Origin of the sequence: Kitasatospora sp. NPDC007106 (genome assembly GCF_040634455.1) — a bacterium.
GTDB lineage: Bacteria > Actinomycetota > Actinomycetes > Streptomycetales > Streptomycetaceae > Kitasatospora > Kitasatospora arboriphila.
Genome location: NZ_JBEYFP010000425.1, coordinates 1 through 5174 on the forward strand (window position 1 = coordinate 1; position 5174 = coordinate 5174).

General features: G+C 71.2%; 4 protein-coding genes and 1 pseudogene. All 5 read right to left on the minus strand.

Translation table 11 applies throughout. The features are described 5' to 3' along the window. The coding region (locus ABZ641_RS25220) for an SMI1/KNR4 family protein (RefSeq protein ID WP_359985150.1) at positions 1-603 on the minus strand (603 nt) is incomplete at its 3' end. 152 nt (positions 604-755) lie between these two features. After that, positions 756-1730, minus strand: coding sequence for a galactofuranose ABC transporter, permease protein YjfF (gene yjfF, locus ABZ641_RS25225; RefSeq protein ID WP_344623314.1), 975 nt, complete (start codon positions 1728-1730; stop codon positions 756-758). Next, positions 1727-2770: an ABC transporter permease gene (locus ABZ641_RS25230; RefSeq protein ID WP_344623313.1), complete on the minus strand. Its 1044-nt coding sequence runs from the start codon at positions 2768-2770 to the stop codon at positions 1727-1729. The genes yjfF and ABZ641_RS25230 overlap by 4 nt, the downstream gene beginning before the upstream one ends. Next, positions 2767-4284 (minus strand): sugar ABC transporter ATP-binding protein, encoded by a 1518-nt coding sequence (locus tag ABZ641_RS25235; RefSeq protein ID WP_344623312.1) that lies wholly within the window; start codon positions 4282-4284, stop codon positions 2767-2769. The genes ABZ641_RS25230 and ABZ641_RS25235 overlap by 4 nt, the downstream gene beginning before the upstream one ends. A gap of 88 nt (positions 4285-4372) precedes the next feature. Then, positions 4373-5139 (minus strand): annotated as a pseudogene (locus ABZ641_RS25240) (ABC transporter substrate-binding protein). Positions 5140-5174 lie beyond the last annotated feature (35 nt).

The window sequence follows — 5174 nt, forward strand, 5'->3', positions numbered from 1 at the left end:
CCGGACGGCCTCGTCGTCCGGCCCCTGCCGGCCCCGGACGTCCGGGCCGTCCCCCGGCGCGGCGGGCACTCCTTCGAGCTCGTCCGCGGCCGCGCGCAGGAACGCGGACAGCGAAGGGTGGAGGCCCTCCGACGGGAGCTCCCCCTCGCTCCACGCCCCGACCGCGCCGGTGCGGGTGTCGAGGAAACGCCCGGAGAACCCGTCGCGCTCGGCGGTGATCGGCACCCACCGACTGCACCAGTCGACGTGGTCGCCGTCCGGCGGGTCGGACTCCGCGAGGGACTGCTTGAACCCGTGGACCCGCTCGATGTCCGTGAGGCAGAGCAGCAGCCCCCCGGTCGGCAGGACCCCGTCGTGTCCGAACGCCACCCACGCGTTGCGGCCGTCGTCCGTCCGGAGCCGGCCGAGGCCGCTCGCCCCCAGCCACGCCCGCAGCTCCGGCGGGAAGACGACGCCCATGCGGCGCTGCGCCGCCTCGATCGCCGCAGGGTCCCCCGGGCCGTCGAGCCCGGCGACCGCCTCCGCCGCGTTCCGCCGAACCCGGCGGACGATCCGCTCCCACTCCCGCAGGACGTCCTTTGGCTCCGATCCGTACTCGTCCACGCCGCCCCCGTGCCTCCTGTCCTGACCACGGATCGGGTCAGGGCAGGAGGCACGGTAGCCCACGACTCCGACACGTGAGGGCGCGAGGCGCGCCCGCTGAATCGCGCCCCTGAATCGCCCCCTGAATCGCCCCGAGTGCCCGTTGAAGACTCCTAGGTGCGGCGGTGGGCGGTGATGACGCGTTGCAGCACGATGAAGACGAACAGCAGGGCGCCGATGACGATCCTGGTCCACCAGGAGCTGAGCGTGCCCTGGAAGCTGATGATCGTCTGGATGAGCCCGAGGACCGCCACGCCGAGGACGGTGCCGACGAGGTAGCCGGAGCCGCCGGTGAGGAGGGTGCCGCCGATGACGACGGCGGCGATGGCGTCCAGCTCCAGGCCGACGGCGTGCAGGCCGTAGCCGGAGAGCATGTAGAACGTCAGCAGGACGCCGCCGAGGGCGGAGCAGAAGCCGCTGATCGCGTAGACGGTGATCCTGGTGCGGGCCACCGGCAGGCCCATCAGCAGCGCGGACTGCTCGCTGCCGCCCAGCGCGTACACGTTGCGGCCGAACCGGGTGTGGTGCAGGACCACGAAGGCCGCCGCGGCGACCAGCACGGCGATGACGGCGCTGGGGGAGAGGAAGGTGCCGCCGGGCAGCGGGACGCGGGTCTGCGCCATCGCGGTGTACGACGGGTCGGTGATGGAGATCGACTCGACGCTGATCGTGTAGCAGAGGCCGCGGGCGAGGAACATGCCGGCGAGCGTCACGATGAACGGCTGGATCTCGAAGGTGTGGACGACCCAGCCCATGGCCCAGCCCAGCCCGGTGCCGATCGCCAGCACCAGCGGGACGACGGCGAGGATCGGCCAGTGGTGCTGCTCCACCAGCCAGGCCGAGACCATGGTGGACAGGGCGACGACCGCGCCGACCGACAGGTCGATGCCGCCGGTGAGGATCACGAAGGTCATGCCGACGGCGACGACCAGCAGGAAGGCGTTGTCGATCAGCAGGTTCAGCAGGACCTGGCCGGAGAAGAAGCCCTCGTACTGCACCGAGCCGACGCCGAACATGGCGACGAGCAGGACGGTGGTGACCAGCAGCGGGACGTGGCCGCGCAGTCGTGCGGCGGGAGTGGTGTTCATGCGCCCACCTTCAGATCGGCGGATGCGGGCTCCGGCTGCCGGCCGCCGTGCGCGGTGGTGCGACGGCGGGCGAGCTTGGCGCGGAACCGCGGCGACTGGATCAGGCAGACGGTGATGACCACGGCGGCCTTGAAGACCAGGGTGGTCTCGGGCGGGATGCCGATGGTGTAGACGGTGGTGGACAGGGTCTGGATGACCAGGGCTCCGAGCACGGTGCCGCCGATCGAGAAGCGTCCGCCGTTGAGCGAGGTGCCGCCGATGACGACGGCCAGGATGGCGTCGAGTTCGATCCACAGGCCGGCGTTGTTGCCGTCGGCGGCGGAGACGTTGGAGCTGATCATCAGTCCGGCGACGGCCGCGCAGACGGCGCTGGCGACGTAGACCAGGGTGGTCAGGCGGTGGGCGCGGATGCCGACCAGGCGACTGGCGACGGGGTTGCCGCCGACCGACTCCAGCAGCAGGCCCAAAGCGGTGGAGCGGGTGAGCAGCACGGCCAGGGTGACGGCCGCCGCCGCGAGCAGGACGGAGAACGGGACGGTGAGCCAGTAGCCGCCGCCGATCAGCCGGTAGGGGTCGCTGGTGACGGTGATGATCTGGCCGTCGGTGATCAGCTGGGCGACGCCGCGGCCGGCGACCATGAGGATGAGGGTGGCGACGATCGGCTGCACGCCGATGCGGGAGACCAGCAGGCCGTTGACCGTGCCGAGGACGAGTGCGACGGCCAGCGCCAGCGCCACGGCGGTCAGGACGGTGGAGACGCTGCCGGGGTCGGCGGCCTCGCTGATGTGCAGGCAGGCCAGGGCGCCGGCGATGGCGACCGTGGAGCCGACCGACAGGTCGATGCCGCCGGTGGCGATGACCAGCGTCATGCCCAGGGAGACGAGGACCAGCGGTGCGCCGAAGTGCAGGATGTCGATCAGACTGCCGTAGAGGTGCCCCTCCTTGGTGTGGACGGCGAAGAAGTCCGGGGTGAACAGCAGGTTGGCCAGCAGCATGGCGACGAGGACCGCTGCGGGCCAGAAGAGCCGGTGTTTCGTCATCGCCGGGCTCCGCTCGCGATGGTCTCCATGAGGTGCTCCGGGGTGAGCGATCCGTCGTTGGCCAGTTGGGCGACCATGCGGTGGTCGCGCAGCACGCCGATCCGGTGGCTGAGGCGCAGGACCTCCTCCAGTTCGGCGGAGATGAACAGCACGGCCATGCCCTTCTCGGCGAGGTCCGCGACCAGTTTCTGGATCTCGGCCTTCGCGCCGACGTCGATGCCGCGGGTCGGCTCGTCGAGGATCAGCAGCTTGGGGTCGGTGATCAGCCAGCGGGCGAGCAGCACCTTCTGCTGGTTGCCGCCGGAGAGGTTGCGTACCAGTGCCTCGGGGTCGCCGGGGCGGATGTTCAGCGCCCTGATCCAGCGCAGCGCGTAGTCGTCCTGTGCGGTGCGCGACAGGGGCCGGAGCCAGCCGCGGGAGGCCTGGAGGGCGAGCACGATGTTCTCGCGGACGGTGAGTTCGCCGACCAGGCCCTCGGACTTGCGGTTCTCGGAGCAGAAGGCGATGCCGTGCGCGACCGCGGCCTGCGGGGTGCGCAGCGCGGCGGGCCGGCCGTCGATCCGCACGGTGCCGCTGTCCGCGTGGTCGGCGCCGAACAGCAGCCGGGCGGCCTCGGTGCGCCCGGAGCCGAGCAGCCCCGCCAGCCCCACGACCTCGCCGGGCCGCACGGTCAGGTCGTAGGGCTCGACCGCGCCGCGGCGGCCGAGCTTCTCCGCCGTGAGGAAGGGCTGCTCCGGCGCGGGCCGGTCCGTACGGCGGCTCGCGGTCGCCAGCCCCTCCAGGTCGGCGAGTTCGGCGCCGATCATGCGGGAGACCAGCTGGACCTGGCTGAGGTCCCGGGTGAGGTACTCGCCCTCCAGGCGGCCGTTGCGCAGGACGGTCATCCGGTCGCAGATCTCGTAGACCTGGTCGAGGAAGTGCGAGACGAACAGGATCGCCACGCCCCGCTCGCGCAGCCCGCGCATGACGGCGAACAGCTGCGCGACCTCGTCGCGGTCGAGGCTGGACGTCGGCTCGTCCAGGACGAGCACCTTGGCCTCGACGTCCACCGCCCGGGCGATCGCCACCAGCTGCTGGACGGCGATCGAGAAGCTCTCCAGCGGGGCCGTGACGTCGATGTCCAGGTCGAGTGCGGCGACCGAGGCCGCGGCGCGGCGGCGCAGTTCGGACCAGTGGATCAGGCCGCGGCGGCGCGGCTCACGGCCGATGAAGAGGTTCTCCGCGACCGACAGGTTCGGGCAGAGGTTGACCTCCTGGTAGACCGTCGAGATGCCGGCCTGCTGCGCCTGCAGCGGACCGGCGATCCGCAGCGGCCGGCCGGCCAGGGTGACCTCGCCGCCGTCCGCCGGATGGACGCCGGTGAGGACCTTGATGAGGGTGGACTTGCCCGCGCCGTTCTCGCCCATCAGCGCGTGCACCTCCCCGGGGAAGAGCCGGAAGTCGACGTCGTCGAGTGCCAGCACGCCGGGGAACTCCTTGCGGAGCCCGCGTACTTCCAGGACCGGTTGCTGCATCGGTCCTCCTTTCGTGGTCGGTCGGGACCGGGGGCGGCCGCCGCGCCGTGGGGCTGCGGCGCGGCGGGCGGCCCGGTGCGCCGTCCGGTCAGTACTGACGGGTCGGCAGCGCGGCGGTGGCCTGCTCGGGGGTGAAGGTGCCCTCGACGGTCTTGATCCGGCGTTCCACGGCCTCGCCGTTCTTGACCTTCTTCGCCAGCTCCATCAGCTGGTCGCCGAGGAGGGGGTTGCACTCCACATCGAAGTTGATCTTGCCCTGGGACATGGCGGTGAAGGCGTCCTTGACGCCGTCCACGGAGACGATCCTGATGTCGGTGCCGGGCTTCTTCCCGGACTCCTCGATCGCCTGGATCGCACCGAGCGCCATGTCGTCGTTGTGGGCGTACAGGACGTCGATCTCGGGCTGCGCCTTCAGGAAGGCCTGCATGACCTCCTTGCCCTTGGCGCGGGTGAAGTCGCCGGTCTGCGAGGCGACCACCTTGAACTTCGGGTCGCCCTTGATCACGTCGGCGAAGCCGGACTTGCGGTCGTTCGCCGGGGCGGAGCCGGTGGTGCCCTCCAGCTGGACGATGTTCACCTCGCCCGGCTTGCCCTGGTACTCCTTCACCAGCCAGTCGCCGGCCTTCTTGCCCTCCTCGACGAAGTCCGAGCCGAGGAAGGTGGCGTAGAGCGAGGTGTCCTGGGAGTCGATCGCGCGGTCGGTGAGGATCACCGGGATGTGCGCGTTCTTGGCCTCCTTCAGCACGGTGTCCCAACCGGACTCGACCACCGGGGAGAAGGCGATCACGTCGACCTTCTGCTGGATGAACGAGCGGATCGCCGGGCCACCGCGGTGCGGCTCGACCGCTCCTCCAGGGCACGGCTGAGGTCGACGACGAAGCCCTCGGGCC